Origin of the sequence: Paenibacillus sp. NPDC057967 (assembly GCF_042887015.1) — a bacterium.
GTDB lineage: Bacteria > Bacillota > Bacilli > Paenibacillales > Paenibacillaceae > Pristimantibacillus.
On the sequence record NZ_JBHVQB010000005.1, the window covers coordinates 320,299 to 339,288 of the forward strand.

Genomic DNA, 18,990 nt, shown 5'->3' on the forward strand with positions numbered 1-18,990 from the left:
GTTGTGAAAGCGATATTCCTGCTTCTGAGCATTGCGAATCCGGATGCGCAAGCGTTCGCTGATCCTGCTGCTGCCGTTCAAGCTGCCGCCCCGGCATATGCGAAGTGGGGCAAGCTTGCGATGGAAGAAACAACCAAAGCTTATCGCGGAGCTTCCATTGTGGATTATAAGTATGAAGGAAGGTTCAGTGGAGCTGAGGGAACAGCGGAGGAACGATTTCTGCTGTGGCTGCGACAGGAAGGCCGTGAATTCGGAGTCCGTGTAACGTTAACGATACAGACGGAGTCGGAGAATCTGCTGACTGTTAAGCTTATGGAGATGAACTAAATAAGGAACGCATTGAAATAGATCAGACAAATAGATGGGATAACACTCTTGTGTATGGCATGTTTTAAAGGACCAGATTGCATCAAATGAAATGATGTTCAAACGTACAAAAGGCATGCTCCTCTTATATTCAACGGAGCATGCCTTTTTCCTGTTTGCTAGCTATTGACGAAGTTGTCTGGCTTCGAGTTGATATCCTGCACGACCTTGTCGACGGCCTCCCAAGCCTGATCGAAGGAGAAAATGCCCATGGAGACGGCCTCGAATTGGGTACGGAACACATCGACTAGTGCTTGCTCTGCCGGTTGGATTAATTGAACAGCAGACATTGACATTGTTCCGGATGAGCCGGTTGCAAGAAGAGGATCCAGCGGAAAGTCTCCAATATCGAGATGCTCCGAATAGGTGACGAACCCTTCTGCTAGGTTATCGGAGGCGATGCGTTCCGCTGCATCCTTGCTCATCAGATACTTCACAATATCCCACGCTTCTTCGCTGTAAGTGCTTTCAGCATGAATCGAGAGCCTTGTAGAAGTGTAGACGGAGCTGCTCCATTGGCTGGAGGGATCTTTTGGCAATTCGATGAGTGCCCAATCGTCGGATGTTTCGTTATTTTTTAAGATGTTTTTGAGATAGGAAGCCCTGCCAATATATAGTCCGGTACGAGTCAGATTAGGGTTGTTAGTAATCATTTGCTGAGATTTGATCGTGTTCTTGAACGTATCCTCGAACAGCTGTTCGAACAATTGGCGCCATTCGATATTATTAATCATGAGCTGATTATTTTCAATTCGCTGCAAGCCTAGTATGTTCTCTCCTACCCAGGAGTAGGAATAATACCAATCGCGATTGATCTTATATCCGGTGGCGGAGGAGTCCTTGGCCTGAATAGCCAAAGCCGATTGGCGGAATTGATCCCAAGTCATCGGGGAGGTCGGTTCCGTTATGCCCAGCTCACGGTATAGCTTGCGATTGACAAATAGCAGTTCACGGTCGAATGTCGGGCTTAATGCGGTCAATTTGCTTTTTGCATTGAGCTGGCTTTCCGTAAATTGCTTCTGGATGTCGTTTAACTCGACGCGGTCGCGTGTCAACAGAGGCGCCATGTCAAGCAGCGGGTAATCTTCGATATAATAATCCGGGGGCATATTCATATGAAAATCCGGCTTCTCCTCTTCGATAATTTCAACCAGACGCTCATCCCATTTATCCAACTCAATTTCTTCTTTTACCATTTGTCTATACACATCGATAACCTGAAAGCTAATATGTGGAAACTTTTCATTTAAAAGCGGCATATAGAGCGGGAAATCTTGGGACGATGCCAATACCTTCATTGTAATCTCTTTTTTTTCTTCCTTGCCAATGCCAATGGCTGAGCAGCCTTGCAGGAGAAGGGCCAGCAGAAGCAGAGCGGAAAACCAATTGAATTTTGCCGATTTCATTTATAATCGTTCCCCCTTTGTATGTATTCTTTCACAAGCCTATGTCCTGTAGCGGCTGCGCTAATAGATTAGAAATAAAAATAGCAGCAAATACATGGAAAAGTATAAAGTTTCATTTATTTATATAAAAATAAGCATCATCTCCTTTTATTCAAATAATTGTATATTTCTAAAATAACCCAGTATACTATTTTCGTCAATCTATACCACCGTGCAGATATAGCTCTGATCTTTTCCGTAGTCTGCATGGCATCCATCTAAACTTTGGCAAATAAAGCAACCATTCCTCTCCCATATTCGTTACAATTAATAACAGAACATAGAATAGAAATGAGGGTGTCCGCGTGAAAAGTAGATGGAAGCGGCTCATTGCATGGCATACGGCAATGATGATGGCGTGCGTACTGATTACGGCTGTATACATACCGAAGGCTGCAGCAGCAGGTGAAGACGGAGGAATCGCCATTCAGAAGAAGGTTGGCTTTCAAGGCTCGTATAAGCAGAACAAATGGTATCCGGTCAGTGTGACTATGACCAATCATACAGGCGAAGACAAATCAGGCGAAGCCGTATTGTCCGTGATTAACTCTCAGGGCATTACGACTGATCTTGTGGTGCCTGTTGATCTTCCTGTCGGCTCGCCCGTAGAGGTTTCCTTTGCGCTGCCGGGTAACGTACTGAACAAGGATTCAAGTCTGATCCGGTTTTTCGAAGGATCATACAAGAGCGGCAAGGCTGTGCCGATCATCGGAGTGGACACGCTGGAGGGGCGAGCGATTGGAGGATCTGTAATCGGCGTCGTCTCGCGCGATCCCGATACGCTTAACTTTATGCCGACCTTGAACCTTAAGGGCTATGAGATTAAGGTTATTCCCTTAACTCCTGAAGAGCTGCCGTCAGACTCGGTTATGCTTGATATGCTCGACGTGTTGGTTATTAACGACATGCCGACTGCCGAATGGAATAAGTCATCTGTGCAAGCCATCAAGGATTGGGTCGTGAAAGGCGGAACGCTTGTGCTGTCGGGCGGAGCCGGTTATGCCAAATCGTCGGAAGCGTTCCGTGATATTGCTGCAGTCGAGGCGACCGGTCTGGCCAAATTGGAACATGCGGATGTACTTGCCGCTTCCGGCGGCGGCGCGGAGCTGAAGCTGGAACAGCCGATTACCGTTTCAAGCGGCCGAATTGTGGCGGGCACGATTGAGATGGCGGATGGAAGCTTACCTCTAGCCGTCAACCGGGAGGTAGGCTTTGGCTCCGTCCTCTATGTGGCCTTTGATCCTTCCCTGTCGCCGCTTGCGGCTTGGCCGGGAAGCGCTACGCTGTGGTCCAAGTTTTTGAAGGACTCTTTATCCAATCCGTTAGGCACAGGCGGCAGCCGGGTCAGCGTGTCTTTCTACAGCGATTTGCAAGGCACCCTGAATTCGGCGATTGACCAATTCCCTTCGATTAAGCCGCCGTCCTTTCCGCTGCTGCTACTGATGTTTGGATTATACGTGCTGATTGTCGCGCCGCTGCTGTACGGAGTGCTGGTCAAGACGGATCGCAGGGAATGGGCATGGTGGCTCATCCCTTCCGTCTCTATTATTACGGGAGTTCTCGTCTTTTTCATTGGAGCGGGAGACAAGCGAAGCACGCAGTCGCATACCATAGAAGTTATTGAAATGTCAGTGGACGGCCGTTCGGTTATTTCGGGAGCGACGGCCATATTCAATCCGACAGGCGGGACAGTAACCGCAGAATTCGGCGAGAACCGGCCGCTCGGCATGTATTCCGACAACAACTGGGTCAGCATGCTGCAACTGAACGGCAATTTTCAAATCATCGACCGGACAGACAGCGTCCAGGCGGTATGGCGTTCCGTTCCTTATTGGTCGACCCGCAAGCTGTGGATGGAGCGTGTGGTCGCAAGTCCCGGAGGGAACGGAGGAATCAAGTCGGAGTACTTGGAGGAGAATGGTTCTATCCAGGTTGTTGTGACCAATGAGACCGGAACCGATCTGACCCGCGTATCAATGCTCTTGAACGGGCAAGTGAAGTCGATCGGGGATTTGAAAGCAGGGGAAAGCTCTACGATAAGCAATATAAGCTATAACATGCCGCCGGTTATTGGAAGCTACTACGATTATTCGGGGATGATTTTCCCTTATGGCACCGTCGGCGGCGTCAAGGATGAATGGCAGCGGGAGCGCGAAGTAATACGCGGCTATTTCGATCATTTGAATAGCCTTCCGTCAATGTCTGCGCCGGTCATTGTCGGCTTCAGCAAGGATCATGAGAGCGGCTATAAGGTAAGCGGGAGCAAAGTGAAATCGGATAATCTGAAAATGTGGGTGCAGGAGCTGCTGCCGATCAATCGGATTGGAGACCGTGTATTTGTTCCTGCCGGCGTTATCAAGCCGCTAATTACTTCAAGCAGTTTGCAAGTGCTGCAAGGCTACGGCAACGGTGTGATGCAGGTAGGCGCGGGCACGGCTGAGTTGGAGTATATGATTCCCAGTGGCGAGCGAATCGCCTATGACAAGCTGGATATTCAATTTGCGCAAGGGTTTGGCAACGCGGGTGTGGATTGGAGCATCTGGCATGAAGCCGCTGGCGAGTGGAGACTGATTCAGGGCGATCTTGGCGCACCAAACGAATATATAACGGAACAAGGAACGATTCGAATCAAGCTTGATGTGCAGAATCAGACGGAAACCGTATTTCCTCACGTTGTCCTGGAAGGAGAGGAGCTGAGCTCATGAATGAACAGAGGGCGGAATTAAACGTTAATACGGGCGAGGAAGAACTCTTCCAGAAAGGGCAGCCCATGATTGAGATACGCGGTTTGGCGAAGCACTTCGGCAGCTTCCAAGCGCTCAAAGGGATTGATCTGACGATTGCCAAAGGAACGGTATTCGGGTTTGTCGGGCCTAATGGAGCAGGCAAATCGACCACGATGTCAATACTCGCTACACTGATGGCGCCTAGCTCCGGCTATGCCAAGGTTGACGGCTTCGATGTCATACAGCATCCTCACGAAGTGAGGAAGAGGATTGGCTACATGCCGGATTTCTTCGGTGTATATGATCAGTTCAAGACGGTTGAATATTTGCATTTCTACGGAGCCAGCTATGGCATTCCGAAGGCGGAGCGTGAAGCGCTTATCCCTCAGCTGCTTGAGCTGGTGAATCTGAGCGATAAGAAGGACGCTTATGTCGATACGCTGTCGCGCGGCATGAAGCAGAGGCTTTGCCTCGCCCGCTGCCTGGTGCATGATCCCGAGCTATTGATTCTGGATGAGCCGGCATCCGGTCTAGATCCGCGTGCCAGAATCGAGATGCGCGAAATATTGAAAGAATTGAAAGCGATGGGGAAGACAATTATTATTTCGTCGCATATTCTGCCGGAGCTTGCGGAGATGGTCGACGAAATTGGCGTTATCGAACACGGCTCCATGGTTGCGGTAGGTAATGTGGCAGATATCCAAAACAGGCTGCGCGTCAAGCGCTTCCTGCATGTCCGCCTGATAGGCCGGGAGGAGGAGGCCGAGCAGTTCCTGCGCGAACAGCCGTATGTCAATCAGCTGCTCCGGGACGAGAGCGGCTGGCAAATTCACTTTGGCGGGCATGACGAGGAGCAGGCGGCTTTGCTGGCATCGCTTATGGCAGCCGGCTTCCGTGTCGTCTCCTTCAGCGAGGCACAGACGAATCTGGAGGATGTGTTCCTGGAGATTACCCGGGGAGGAGGCGGAATCGAATGAGAAACGGCGAGACAAGAGGCTGGTTAGGCAGGTTCCATCCCATTAATCCGGTATTGGACAAAGAATTTCGTCTGCGCATGAGAACGCCTAGGGCGATGTGGACGTTGTTTTTCTATTTGATCGCGATCGGTTTATTGGCATTCGCGGCAATTTATTTGACCCAGGAGATGTCCGGGCGCGGCGGTGTATCCTTTAATCCTGAGCAGAGCAAGGTGCTCTTCTATTTCCTCGCTATGGCTCAGCTTGGCCTGGTGGCATTCATGGCGCCGGGACTTACCGCTGGGGTTATAAGCGGAGAACGCGAGAAGCAGACGCTGAATTTGCTGCTGACGACACAGCAAAGCTCGGCTACCATTATTATTAGCAAGCTGTTGTCCTCGCTTAGCTTTATGGTGCTGATCGTGTTCAGTACGATTCCGATTTATAGCATGGTGTTTTTGTACGGTGGCATATCTCCGAAGCAGATGGTGCTGGTCTTTCTATTTTATTTGTTCATTATGCTGGTGCTAGGCTCCTTTGGCATCTTTTTCTCTACCTTGCTGAAGAAGACCATGCTTTCGGTTATTTCCACTTATGGCGTCACGTTGTTCCTGTTTGTTGGAACGGCGATTCTCTATTTTATCATGATGAATGTGACATCGAATTACTATTACGCCCAGCCTTCTGGAGTGGCGTCCAATTACAGCTGGGTTGGCCATATTCTTGCGTGGAATCCGGTAGCGGCGCTCTACAGCATTCTTGATCCTTCGATTTCGGATGAAGTGTTTAGGTCGGGCCGGTACGGCGGTCAAGTCGGCAGAGGCGCGCCGATGCCGCTGTGGCTGGAATTTATGCTCATCTATTCGGTGCTTTCGGCTGCCGCATTATGGATCGCGATCCGGAACCTGCGGCCAACGTCAAGAAGGAGATAACCCAGTACAGGGAGGAGAGGAATGAGGATGGCAGGGAAATCCTTAATGGAACAGTTGAAGCCCGTCCGCAGACGCTTGACATGGTTCAGGCTGCGGCGCATGGTTTTGAGCGGCTTGCTTGCGGGAAGCATGGCGGGCGTGCTTGTGCTAGGCGCTGCGAGATTGTGGCCTCTCCTTCATGCAGTCATCCTTTGCCTCTCTTTTGTGCTAACCGGTCTTCTTGCAGGCGTGTGGTTTGGATTATGGAGAAGCGTATCAGAGAAGGAAGCGGCAAGGGAAATGGACAAATCCGATACGGAAGACGCTATTGTGACAGCGCTTGACGGGCTGGACGCTTATGAGGTGGAAGAGGAACCAGTCATTGTCCGGCTCCAGCGCGAGGAAGCGACACTGGCTGCCGGTCGGTATGTCTCCGAGCTCAAAGAGCGATTGCCATGGCCTTCATGGCGCACTGCCCGGCCCGTTTTATTCGGTCTGGCGGTGGTGTGGGCGGGAATCGTCTTATTGCTGTTGATTCCGAATCCGCTGCAGGAATTGGCAGAAGCGCAAGCGGAGATTAAATCCTCGGTTGCCGAGCTGGAACAGGTCGTGCAAGGATTGGAAGATGAGCTGGAGAAACTGGAGCTGCCGCAAGGTGCGAAGGAAGAGATATTGAAGCCGCTTGATGAGCTTCGCAAGGAGCTGTCATCCGGCGGCATGAAGCCTGCAGAGGCACTGGAGAAGCTTGCGGAAGCGATGCGGGAGCTGGAGCGGGCTGCCGACACGGCCAAGGAAGCTGTTCAGCGACTGGATGCCATTGCAGAAGCGATGAGCGGTCAGCCGCAGCTGAGGCCGCTTGGAGCGGCGCTGCAGGATCATGACTCGGCGGCGGTGTCTCAGGCGATTGATGATGTTCGCTCCAGCCTGAAGCAGCTTACTGATGCGGAGCGTGAGCAGCTGGCTCAAGCGCTGGAGAAGCTGGCAGAGCAATGGTCTCAGGAGCTAGGCAATCGTGCAGATACGCTAGTGTCGGCTTTTGAAGAGGCGGCGAAGCAGGTTCGGGATAATGGCGAAGCAGACTCAGAAAGCGGAGATGCGCTTAGCGGGCTTGAAGAAGAACTCGGCCGAGAGCTGACGCAAGGGGAGCTGGACCAGTTGGCGAGGGAGATGGTCGAGCAGCTTGGCCGCAGCGGTGAAGCTATTGCCGACAGTATGCGCAGTCAAGGGGCTGGCCCATCCATTCCGTCGTCATGGGGCGGCGCCGCTTCAAGTGCCGGATCAGGAAGCCAAGGTTCGGCAGGCGGCCAGCCCGGCTCCAGTGGCAGCGGCGGTCAAGGGAATGGAAGCAATCCAGGCAGCGAAGAGGGCACAGGCTCCTCCGGCAGCGGCCAAGGAACCGGCAGCGGATCGGCATCGGGAAGCGGTCAAGGAACCGGTAGCGGACCGGCATCGGGAAGCGGTCAAGGTGCTGGCAGCGGATCGGGATCGGGAAGCGGTCAAGGTGCTGGCAGCGGACCGGGATCAGGGAGCGGTCATGGTGCTGGGAGCGGTTCGGAATCGGGAACCGGCCAAGGTACTGGCGGCGGCGCAGGGTCCGGTAATGGAGCCGGATTGGGAGCTGGCAGCCGGACGCTGGTAACGACACCCCGCACAATGGCTGGCCCGGGCGACGTCTACGTGGATGGCGGGCCGTCTACAGGCGGGCAGATCGAACAAGGCGGACAGTCTCCGATGATCGACGGGTTGACTCGGCCATATGAAGAGGTATACAGCGAATACGCGGCGGAAGCCAAGCAGTCGCTGGGCCGATCCTCGCTGCCGGCAAGCATGCAGGATAAAGTAAAACAATATTTTGACGAGATCCAGCCCAATCGCTAGATTGATTGAATGATAGATTGAGATCGGAGGAACTGCGCATGATTGAATCGAAGGAGCAGCTTCAGGCTGCCGTAGAGAAGATTGGGGCGCTTAAGCAAGAGATAGCCAAAGTGATTGTCGGCCAGGAGACGGTCGTTGAGCAATTGCTGTGGAGCCTGCTGGCAGGCGGACATGCTTTGCTGGAAGGGATACCGGGACTAGGCAAGACGATGCTGGTACGGACGGTAGCGGACACGGTGTCACTGTCTTTTTCACGAATTCAGTTCACGCCGGATCTGATGCCATCCGACATTACGGGGACGACGCTAATTGATTTTGGCGCGCACGGCTCGGCATCCCAGCGTTTCCAGCCGGGACCAATATTCGGCAATCTGGTGCTTGCCGACGAGATTAACCGGGCTACGCCGAAGACGCAGAGCGCTTTGCTGGAGGCTATGCAGGAGGGGACGGTTACTGCCGGCGGGATCAGCCATGTGCTGCCAAAGCCGTTTTTTGTACTAGCCACGCAAAATCCGATCGAGCAGGAGGGAACTTATCCGCTCCCCGAGGCTCAGCTTGATCGCTTCCTGCTGAAGATCGGTGTCGAATACCCCACCAGGGAAGAGTTGAAGCAGATTGTGCTGCGCACCACCTCCATGACTTCTCCTGCGGCACGATCCGTTATGACGGGAGAGGAATTGATCGGTCTTCAGCAAGCGGCCAAAGGGCTGCTGGTCGCTGAGGATGTACTGGATCTGGCAGTCCGAATTGTGATGATGACGCATTCGTCCGAGCACGACGCGCCAGATGATGTGAAGCGTTATGCACGGTTTGGTGCGGGACCCAGAGCTCTCCAGGCATTAATCTCCATCGGCAAGGTTCGCGCGTTATGCAGCGGCAGAATGCATGTATCATGGCAGGATTTGCGCGCAGCTGCTTTGCCGGTGCTGCGGCATCGCGTCGTGTTGACGTATGAGGCGCAGGCGCTTGGCGTGACATCGGACCGACTGGCGGAATCCATTTTGCAGTCGATTGAGGCCAATCGTTGAGCCGGGAGCAATCAACTGGTCCGGTGTCTGAATCTGGACCTGCAATGGGCTCCATGACTGCCGAGGAGTCATTCAGGCTCTTATTTCCTGATCCTGGCCTGCTGGCTGAGGTAGAGCGGCTTCGTCTTGCTGGCGGCAACCGGCTAAGAGGAACGATGGCCGGCAAGCGGCGGTCGGCTATGCTGGGCGGTTCGCAAGAATTTGCCGACTATCGCCCTTACGTGCCGGGAGACGATATCAGGCGGCTGGATTGGAATGTCTACGGCCGTACAGGACGCGCTTACATTCGCCAATATTGGGATGAGCAAGAGCTCCATGCAAGCATGTATGTGGACGTCTCGCCTTCAATGGCGTTCTCGGGAGGCGCTGCTTGCACGAAGCTGCAATATGCCTTGAGGCTGGCTACGCTCATTTCGTACGCGGCGCTGGTCGGCGAAGATCGGGTAGAAATTCGTCTCTTCAATCAGAGCGGCATGATCGAGCATCTGCCTGCGATACATGGCAGACCTTCCTTCATGAAGCTGTACCGATTCATGGCGGAGCGTTATCGCGGCAGCCGAATGCCTCAAGAGAGAGAACAAGGAATAGCGAAGAGGGATACCCCCTCGGCTCCGGGCGTACAGACACCGGTATCGGATTTATCCGTACCATTCCAGACGTCCGGGGCGCTTCCGAGACGCTCAGGCATCTCCTGGCTGTTCACGGACGCGATGTTCGAGAAGGGAATCGAGGAGACTTTGCTTACGCTTGCGGCTGCAGGCCAGCGGGTAGTTCTGATCCAGCTGCTGTCGCCAGAGGAGCTTCGCCCTGAGTGGACTGGCGAGCTGAATCTGATCGACAGCGAGCTTGCGACGGGCAAGGAGGTGGCGGTATCGGAGAGGCTGCTTAAGCAATACCGGGAAGAAGTGGCCGACTACCGGGAGACGCTGCGCAAGGCTTGCACTGAACGCGGGGCGGATTATGCATTCGTCGATACGAGCATGCCCATAGAGAATGTTATTCGCGAGTTTGCTGCTATATATGGCATTTTGGCTCGATAGCAAGTTTGCAGGGCTACTTCTCATGATGATTATGGGGTTGGCCCTTTGTTCTTTAGGGAGATGGCTTGGCAGACATACGATTCAGAAATCTGCAATCTGGCAATCGTTCGTGGATAGCAGGAGTCGCAAGAAACGATAGAAAGGAGGAGCATGATGCAATTTCTGTCCGCAGCATCGGCATGGTTCTTCGTGTCACTGCTTGTCATTGTGGCTATGTATCTATTGAAGAAGACTTACCGGAATACGGAAGTGGCAAGCCATTTGTTATGGCGGCGGCTGCTGCAGGAGCAGGAGGCGAATCGTCCTTGGCAGCGACTGCGCAGCCGCTTGCTCCTCCTTCTCCAGCTGCTTGCGGCAGCGCTGCTTGTCCTTGCTTTGATGGAGCCCGTCAGCATGAAGCCCTACAACTCGGATGAATTGGCAGTGCTTGTGATAGACCGCTCAGTCAGCATGACGGCGTTAGCCGAGGCTGAGTCTGCGGCCAATCAGAAGACCAAATTCGAGCTTGCCATTGATGCGGCGAAGGATTGGGTTGACCAGCAGCCCGAGAATCGGCCCGTCAGGGTCATTGCAACCGGCGCTGTCCCGGCGGAGATTGCTTCCTTAGCGAACAGCCGTCAGGACTTGTACCGTGCGCTTGATGAATTGACTCCTTACTACGGACGAACGGATCATACCGCAGCTCTTTCGCTTGCCGATTCCTTGCATTATGGACAAAGCGGCGGTATCACGGTGGTTTTTACAGACGGCAAGTGGAGGGATGCGGAGGAAGCGAACGGCTTGCAGCTGTTTCACCCTCTTCAGGTTGTGACAGTCGGCTCGGAGTCTGCGGATCAGAATGGCTCCATCCTGCACTTCGGTATTCGTCCTGATGCCGGTAAGCCGGGGTATCACCATGCTGCGGTAACGGTGCGCAATGACGCTGAGCGGGAGAGGGAATATACAGTAGAAATCTATTCCGGACATGAGGATCGCCCTCTCGAGCGCATAGCCGCGCGCAAGGTCAGCATTGCTCCTGGAGAATGGGGGAGCGTCGAGCTATCCGGCCTGGCCCCGGCTGCATATTACAAGGCTCAACTGCTTCCTATGAATGATAGTGTTCGAACGGATAATGCGGCTTATGGGTTTCCGGTCATCCAGCGCAGCAACCAAGCACTTGTTGTTTCGAACGAAGGGAATATGTTTTTGGAGAAAGCGTTGCTGCTTTCGGGCGTTATCCCTGTCAAAGCGAGTGCCAGTTCGGTCCCGCCAAGCGGAGAGCAAGCGACAGGGATTGACTGGATTGTGGTAGATGGCGCTTACGAGCAATTGCGGGATGATCAGGCGTGGGCGGCGCTGCTGGCAAGCAAGCCGCTTTGGCTGATTGATCACCCGTTGGCTGGCGAGAGATCGGTAGTGCCCAAGAATACAGTGGTACAGGCTCAGGAGCATGCCGTAACGTCTTATATCACGTTAGCGGATACGCATATCGGACGAATGCATCAGCTGGATCAAAGGGATGGGGACTGGGGAGAAGCCGTACTTACGTATGGGGGCGTTCCAGCGATTCTTGCGGGAATCGTAGAAGGCAAACCCCGGCTCCGGTATACGTTCAAGCTTCAGGATACGGATCTGCCGCTTCGTCCTGAGTTCCCTGTTCTCGTCCTCCAATCCTCTCAATGGATGAGTGGCGGGTCGCAGGGAGAGCTTGGAACAGCTGCCGCCGGAGAGAGGCTTGCGGCATCGCTGCATGCGGAGATTGAGTATGGGGAATGGGAGACGGTGGAACAAGCAGGGGCCGGCACCATGCAGGAGCATCGTCAGTTGAAGGAGCGGCTATCCCTGTCGGATACGGGTGGAATGATTGAAGCGCCAGAGATACCGGGATTGTACCGCTTGCTGGAGCGGGGGGCGGATGGTGAGCTGCTTGCGAGCCGGTATCTGTCGGTTACGGCTCATCCGGAAGAGCTGCTGCCTGCGGCTGAGCTTCAGTTGAAGGGGATATCCCAAGGGGGGCTGCCGGGGGGCAGCTCCGAGTCGAATGAAGATCTGCCGGCTGCTGCCAATCCGCTATTGCCTTGGGTTATCCTATTGATTCTAATTGTCCTGTTGGCGGAATGGGAGGTGTATCGACGTGGGCATGCAAGCTAATTACCCGTGGATGTATACCCTGTTAGTGCCATGGCTTGCCTATATCTACTGGATGCACCGGCATACGCCGCGTCTGGGAGGAGCCCGCAAACACACGGCTATTGCGGTTCGCTCCCTCATCATACTGCTGCTTATTGCCCTGCTGGCAGGAATTCATCCCTATCGATCCCTTGATCAACGGCATGTTGTATTTGTGGCGGATCGCTCCGCCAGCATGAACCATGATGCGCTTATCGGTTCCTGGATTGCGGAGGGATGGAGCGGCAAGTCGGAGCGGGATACAGGCGCCATTATCTCTGCCGGCTTGCAAGCCGTAACAGACCGAGCGCGTTCATCCCAGCAGCTTCCGAGCGAGACGGCATACGACTTCCGCACGTCGCTGAATGCTCGGCATACCGACTTGTCGAGAGGCTTGCAGATGGGAGCGTCGTTGCTTGGCAAGGACGGCGGACGAATCATTCTCCTGTCCGACGGCGAGCAAAATGCGGGAGACGCACTTCGCCAGTCGAGACTGCTGAGAGAAGCAGGCATCCGTGTGGATACGGTCTATATCGCATCCGGACAGGAACAGGATGCGGCAATCGATGAACTTCTCGTCCCGCTTTCGATCAAGCAAGGAGAGACCTTCAGCTTGCAGCTTGCCGTGCAGAGCACCTTTGACGGAAATGCGGAAATTCGGCTATACGAGGATGACCTGGAGATGTCCGTCTCTACGATTCAACTGGAACGAGGGGAGAACCGGTTCTCCTTGCAAGGTGTAGGGCTGGAGCCAGGATTCCACCGGTACCGGGCGGAAATTCACGCGTCTGGCGACGAGCAGCCTGCTAACAATACGGCTTACGCCTTCAGCCGGGTCAGCGGTCCTCCTGCGGTCCTCATTGTGGAAGGGCAGCAAGGCTCTTCTGGCAACATCGAAGAGGCGCTTGCCGCATCGATGATCGGTTACGACACGATTGCGCCGGAACAGCTGTCTCTGGAGCTGGCGCAATATGCGATGTATGACAGCATTATTCTCCATAATGTGCCTGCGACCCGCATTGCCGAGAAACCAATGGAGTGGATTGGCCGCGCTGTCGGCGACTACGGCATAGGGCTCCTGATGCTTGGCGGGGAGGAGAGCTTTGGGCTTGGCGGTTACTTTCATACGCCAATCGAACGGGCGCTGCCTGTCTATATGGATTTGCAAGGCAGGAAGCAAATTCCATCACTTGGACTTGTGCTGGTTATCGATCGTTCGGGCAGCATGTCAGACGGCAAGCTGGAGCTTGCGAAGGAAGCGGCAATCCGGACGGTGGAGCTGCTGCGTGATGATGACAAGGTTGGTGTCATTGCTTTCGATTCGGGACCAGACTGGATTGTCGAGCCGACGGCGTTGTCCGAACGGGATGATGTCATCGCGAAGATTCAGGGCATACAAGCCGAAGGCGGTACAGAAATTTATTCGGCACTAGCCGCCGGTTACGAGGGTTTGTTGAATACGGATGCGCAGCGCAAGCACATGATTTTGCTCACAGACGGCCAATCCGCAGGCAACGGAGCTTACGAATCCGTGACTGCCGGTATGAACGAACATGGGATGACCCTGTCGACGGTCGCCATCGGCGACGGAGCGGACCAGGCACTTCTGGAATGGCTGGCGAGCAAAGGGAAGGGTCGTTATTACTTCACCAATGATCAAAGCACAATCCCTGCTATCTTCAGCCGCGAGACGGTATTAATGTCCCGGACTTACGTAGTGGAGGGTGATATGAGCCCCACCATTGGCCAAGCAGGAGACTGGGGACGATTATGGCAGGATGGCGTGCCGCAGCTTCGCGCATATATTGCGACAACGGCCAAGGAGCTGGCTGAAGTGGCGCTTTGGTCGCATGAAGGCGACCCGATTTTGTCCCGATGGACATATGGTGCCGGACGTACAGTAGCCTGGACAAGCGATATGACGGGCAAGTGGGCGCCGGATTGGGTGACATGGAGCCGATTGCCGCAGGTGCTTGCCGAGTGGGTGAAGTGGACGTTCCCTCAATTCGACAGTTCGCCTTACCGTGCGAGGACGGAGATGAACGGCGGGGCCATCAAGCTGATTGTGGAGTCGACTGGCGGAGCGGATATCGTACCGGAAGGCGGTCTTGCAGTCAGCCTGGAAGGCGAGGATGGCAATCAGGAGGTCAAGCGGCTCATGCCAGTAGCGCCGGGCCGTTATGAGACAACGATTCCTGAGCTTGCTCCGGGCGCTTATTTGTCCTATATCGGAGGGTACGGAGCCGAAGGTGCAGAACCTTCAGTAACAGGCGGGATCACGACAGGACTGGTTGTGCCGTATGCGGCGGAATACCGGATCGGCAATCACGAAGGGGAGGAGCTCCTGGCGAAAATCGCGAATCTCACCGGCGGCAGGACACTTAGTCTGGCAGAGGCAAAGGAAAGCTACCGGTTCCAGCCGGCTTCATATAAGCAGCCGTATGATTGGTCGCGTGAGCTTCTGCTGCTGGTTTTGCTGATGTGGCTGGCTGATATTGCAATTAGAAGGCTTTCCGTTCCGTGGGCGCGAATGGGACAAGCTTTGTATGCTCCGATTCGTAAAATGATGCCCTCTGGCAAACATGCAGAAGCGGCTGGCGTACCGAGCCGGCCGATCAGCCGCTTGAAGCAACGAGCGAGCGAGCGCAGCCGTTTTTACAACCAGAGTAATCGGAACGGATCTTCACTGAACACTGCTGAATCAGCCGCGGCCGCTCGAATCCAGGAGAGAGCGGAACCCGCAGAGCGGGACCAATCAGATCGTCTATCAGATAATCGCAGCGAAAAGAAAAAACCTTCTCAGACTGGAAGCCAAGCGCCAACAGAACGGGGTGAAGCCGGCGAACCGCTTCGGGCGGAGAAAGCGGCAAGCACAGAAGCGGATGCCGGACGGAATGAAGCGGCGTCTCAGGCAACTATCAACAGGCTACTGGCAGCCAAGCTTAAAAATAAGCGTTAGCCAAAGGTTGTCATGGACATTCGTTCCTGTACACGATACAATGCTTTCGAATGGATGATTACGAAATGAAGGGTGATGAATAGATGTATCGCGAAATGACAACTTCCGAGCTGCAAGAGCAGCTGCAATCCGGGGTTAAACTAAATTTGATCGATGTGCGTGAGCCGGAAGAATGGGAGGAAGGCCATATTGCGGAAGCGAGATTGATTCCGCTATCCGAATTTCAAGCCCGTGCCCATGAAGTGCATGACGTTGAAGGCGAAGTCGTATTTATTTGCCGCAGCGGCGGCAGAAGCGGACGTGTATGCGAGCATTTGAGTCTCCAAGGCTTTGATGTCGTGAACGTAGCAGGCGGCATGCTGGCATGGAGCGGCGATGTCGTGACTGGCCAATAAATAAGGTTCAAGGAACGGGAGAAGGCGAATGAAGCCAGATCCCGTTTTTTTTACGTTTATGAAAGGCTTCGCATGCCCAAAATAAGGATGTATGGACTTTATGTTAATTTTGTTTACATCATCCTGGCTCGCGGTATATAGTAAGGTTCAATTCAAATGTCAAAATGCTCGTTTATGCATCCGGTCTATATAAAGCCTGGCGGCATTTGCAAATATGGAGGAGGTCTCTATCATGACGAATCGGATGCTAACCTTGCCGAAAGTGGATCTGCACTTGCATCTGGACGGAAGCGTGAAGCCGGCTGCGATTATGGATTTTGCTCGCGAGATTGGCGAGAGGCTGCCTGTCGAGGAGCCGGAGCTGCTGCTCCCGTATATGCGGGTAGAGGGTGAATGCAAAAGCCTGATTGAATACTTGAACAAATTCCACTTTGTCGGACAGTTTCTTCATACGCCATTTTCGCTGGAGCGTACAGCCTACGAGGTGGTAGAGCAAGCCTCTGCTCATCGCTGCATGTATATCGAGGTGCGATTTGCGCCCCAGCTTCATCGGAAGCTGGGAATGACGGTAGAGGATGCCATTCAGTGCGTGGTGAGGGGATTGCAGCAAGGCGAACGAGATTTCGGCGTGACGGCGCGCTGTATCGCCATTTGCCTCCGGGGGCATTCGGAAGAGCTGAATCGCGAGGTGATTCGGGCGGCTTCGTTATTTTTGGGCAGAGGTGTTGTTGCCGTTGATTTGGCAGGTGCGGAGGCGGCATATCCGGCTGAGCTTTACCGGGATATATTCGCCATGGCCCGTGAGCGCAGCCTTCCGATCACCATTCATGCAGGCGAGGCAGCCGGGGCGGTCAGTGTTCGTACAGCTGTCGAGCTGCTTGGCGCAGATCGGATCGGCCATGGCGTACGGATGAGAGAGGATGCCGCCGTAGTGGAGCTGATCAGGCGCGAGCGCATTCCGCTGGAGCTATGCCCCATCAGCAACTTGCAGACCAAAGCGGTCGAGGATTTGTCGACATACCCCATCAGGGAATATTTTGATCTCGGCATCCCGGTCACCGTCAATACCGACAATTTGACGGTATCCCATACAACAATTACGAAAGAATACGAGCTGCTTCATGCTGAGCTGAGCTTCTCTGAAGCAGAGATTGCCCGAATTGCGCAGAACGGAGCAGAGGCCGCATTCCTTCAAGGCGAGGAGAAAAGGGATTTTCTCGCTCGGTTCGATCAGCAGCTTGCGCTCTGGCAGTCTGAGGTTAGATAGCCAAGTCGTCTTTAATCAAAAGCGCGATGCGGATGCGCAAGCTATCTGACGGATTTCGAACCTGCAAGCCGGTCTGCTGTTCAATCCGGTTCAAGCGGTACAGCACGGTATTGCGATGAATATAGAGCCCTTTTGCCGTCTCGCCGATATGGCATTGATTATCGTAAAAGACGCGAAGCGTCTTGCGCCACTCGCGCTGCTCGCTCTCATCAATACCGCTCCATGTCTCGAACGTTTCCTGTAAAAATTTTTGTAAATCATCCACTGGAATCTGTCTTAACAAGTCGGTAAATTCCTTCGTATGATAATACTGGACAAACCGCTGCTTGTTATGGCTTCTGCCCAACCGGTAAGCGTCCAGAGCCTGCTTGTAGGCGTTTGGGATATCAGCAAGCTTATTGATCGGAGCGCTTATTCCGTACGACAAGCTTATGTCCTCCTCACCGGACAACCTCTCGGATATCCCCGCCAACAGCTGCGATAATCTCAGCTTCCCGTCCGCCGAAGAGCCAAGGAGCTCCTTGGCGGACAACAGGGCTATGCATTTGTCCTTCAAGGTGAACAAGACAAATGGCATGCCCAGCCTCCCGAATTCTTTCGTTAGCGAATGATAGAGAGAATCGTTTTCTCTCGCTCTCCGTTCAGCCTCTGCATGATCTTGGCCAGCGACAGTTCCTTCGTCGGTATCCCTTCCGCATACGACGCATAACATCGATTCCGCCGGGAAGAGGCCATATTGCTTGCCCCGATGGATTATTTCCTGCTCGGAAGCCATTTCTCCTTGAATCAGCTCCGTAAAAAACTCGATCTTGAACCTGCGGGCCCTGTCCTTGACCGCCTGCGTCTTTAATAATTCAAAGCCTAGCACATGCGCAGCCTGTTCCAGCGCCAACGCATGCAGCTTGCGCATGACCCCCTCTTTGGAAAAAGCGATAATATAGCCCGGACGTTGCGGCGTCGGTATGGGTTGAAGGAAGACATAACATGCGCCATCCGATGGCAGTGCGTTCATGATGGGATAGACGCCCGGTGCAAGCTGCTGCTTGGCGGCCTGCGAAATCCATTTGTTCAGAAGATGAATATTGGGCTTGACTGTAGAGGACAGACTGATCAGCTCCAGCTTGGAGCCGAGGATGACGACGGGGTTTGCGATCAATTGAGCCAGCTTGTCGACGATCTCTGACAGCCCTTCTCCATTCAGGATGAGATTGAAGAAGGTATGGTGGGTATCAAGCGCATAGCTGAGCTCTTCCGTCTTGTTCTGAAGGATGCTGCTTAGCGCACCGTTCAGCACTTCTCCAAGCGAATAATCGAGCGGCAGCTCCAGCAGCGGGAATTGGAGCCGGTTCGCTTCTGCGAGGACGGAGGAGGGAATCTCTTCGAGAAACCGGTTTGTCTTAATGGCGAGCCCTGCGCATCCGGTCTGGGCCATATGGGAAACTAGCGTATCCAATGATTCGGGATGGCCTTTCAACGCATAATCAGTGGTCAGCAGCAATTCGTTCGGCTTCAGCAAACGATTGGTATCCGGCACATCCATTATATTAACCGAGTTTACGCTCCGGTTCAGCCCCTCGGCGCCTGCAGTGAGCCGTGCGTTTTGTAGTGCCGGAATTTGAATAAGATCCTTTAACAGCATGATTCATCGCCTCTCTATGTAAGGTTATATAACATAATATACGGGATTTGGATGCGAAAGTGAATAGCTTTTTTTCTTCCTGTTAGTTATTTTGCACGAATAGCTTCTTATTTTTTAGTGATCTTAAACAATGACAATCGATATTAAGCATCATATGATAGTTTCAAACACATTTATGTGATATAACATAACATTTATATAACTTCTGATCGGGATATCGTAGAGCGATCAG

At 53.6% G+C, this 18,990-nt stretch carries 13 protein-coding genes; 11 read left to right on the plus strand and 2 right to left on the minus strand.

Annotation, left to right across the window (positions count from 1 at the left end):
• Positions 1 to 3 precede the first annotated feature (3 nt).
• Positions 4 to 327, plus strand: a complete 324-nt coding sequence (locus ACFVSO_RS15130; protein ID WP_387474898.1) for a DUF3889 domain-containing protein — start codon at positions 4 to 6, stop codon at positions 325 to 327.
• A 158-nt stretch (positions 328 to 485) separates the two neighbouring features.
• Here ACFVSO_RS15130 and ACFVSO_RS15135 read toward each other — a convergent pair whose 3' ends face one another.
• A complete protein-coding gene (locus ACFVSO_RS15135) occupies positions 486 to 1,772 on the minus strand; it encodes an ABC transporter substrate-binding protein (protein WP_387474900.1) in 1,287 nt (428 codons plus the stop codon).
• Positions 1,773 to 2,116: 344 nt separating this feature from the next.
• Here ACFVSO_RS15135 and ACFVSO_RS15140 point away from each other — a divergent pair, with 344 nt between their 5' ends.
• From ACFVSO_RS15140 to add, 10 genes are all read left to right on the plus strand, one after another.
• Positions 2,117 to 4,516: a hypothetical protein gene (locus ACFVSO_RS15140; protein WP_387474902.1), complete on the plus strand. Its 2,400-nt coding sequence runs from the start codon at positions 2,117 to 2,119 to the stop codon at positions 4,514 to 4,516.
• Positions 4,517 to 4,581: 65 nt separating this feature from the next.
• Positions 4,582 to 5,514, plus strand: a complete 933-nt coding sequence (locus ACFVSO_RS15145; protein WP_387475352.1) for an ABC transporter ATP-binding protein — start codon at positions 4,582 to 4,584, stop codon at positions 5,512 to 5,514.
• A complete protein-coding gene (locus ACFVSO_RS15150; RefSeq protein WP_387474904.1) occupies positions 5,511 to 6,425 on the plus strand; it encodes an ABC transporter permease in 915 nt (304 codons plus the stop codon). Before ACFVSO_RS15145 ends, ACFVSO_RS15150 begins: the two co-directional genes overlap by 4 nt.
• Positions 6,426 to 6,452: 27 nt before the next feature.
• Positions 6,453 to 8,282: a hypothetical protein gene (locus ACFVSO_RS15155; RefSeq protein ID WP_387474906.1), complete on the plus strand. Its 1,830-nt coding sequence runs from the start codon at positions 6,453 to 6,455 to the stop codon at positions 8,280 to 8,282.
• 38 nt (positions 8,283 to 8,320) lie between these two features.
• On the plus strand, positions 8,321 to 9,310 hold the full coding sequence (locus tag ACFVSO_RS15160; RefSeq protein ID WP_387474908.1) for an AAA family ATPase: 990 nt from the start codon (positions 8,321 to 8,323) through the stop codon (positions 9,308 to 9,310).
• A 23-nt stretch (positions 9,311 to 9,333) separates the two neighbouring features.
• Positions 9,334 to 10,350, plus strand: a complete 1,017-nt coding sequence (locus ACFVSO_RS15165; protein ID WP_387474910.1) for a DUF58 domain-containing protein — start codon at positions 9,334 to 9,336, stop codon at positions 10,348 to 10,350.
• A 150-nt stretch (positions 10,351 to 10,500) separates the two neighbouring features.
• The gene (locus tag ACFVSO_RS15170; protein ID WP_387474912.1) at positions 10,501 to 12,480 is read left to right on the plus strand and encodes a VWA domain-containing protein; all 1,980 of its coding nucleotides are present in this window, start codon (positions 10,501 to 10,503) and stop codon (positions 12,478 to 12,480) included.
• Positions 12,470 to 15,457 (plus strand): VWA domain-containing protein, encoded by a 2,988-nt coding sequence (locus ACFVSO_RS15175; protein WP_387475354.1) that lies wholly within the window; start codon positions 12,470 to 12,472, stop codon positions 15,455 to 15,457. The genes ACFVSO_RS15170 and ACFVSO_RS15175 overlap by 11 nt, the downstream gene beginning before the upstream one ends.
• 83 nt (positions 15,458 to 15,540) lie before the next feature.
• A complete protein-coding gene (locus tag ACFVSO_RS15180; protein WP_387474914.1) occupies positions 15,541 to 15,852 on the plus strand; it encodes a rhodanese-like domain-containing protein in 312 nt (103 codons plus the stop codon).
• Between the two features lie 232 nt (positions 15,853 to 16,084).
• Entirely contained in the window at positions 16,085 to 17,119 is a 1,035-nt protein-coding gene (gene add / locus ACFVSO_RS15185) for an adenosine deaminase (protein WP_387474916.1), read from the plus strand.
• On the opposite strand, the gene ACFVSO_RS15190 is transcribed toward add, so the two are convergent.
• A complete protein-coding gene (locus ACFVSO_RS15190) occupies positions 17,112 to 18,758 on the minus strand; it encodes a PucR family transcriptional regulator (protein WP_387474918.1) in 1,647 nt (548 codons plus the stop codon). The two genes, add and ACFVSO_RS15190, sit on opposite strands and share 8 nt — an antisense overlap.
• Positions 18,759 to 18,990 lie beyond the last annotated feature (232 nt).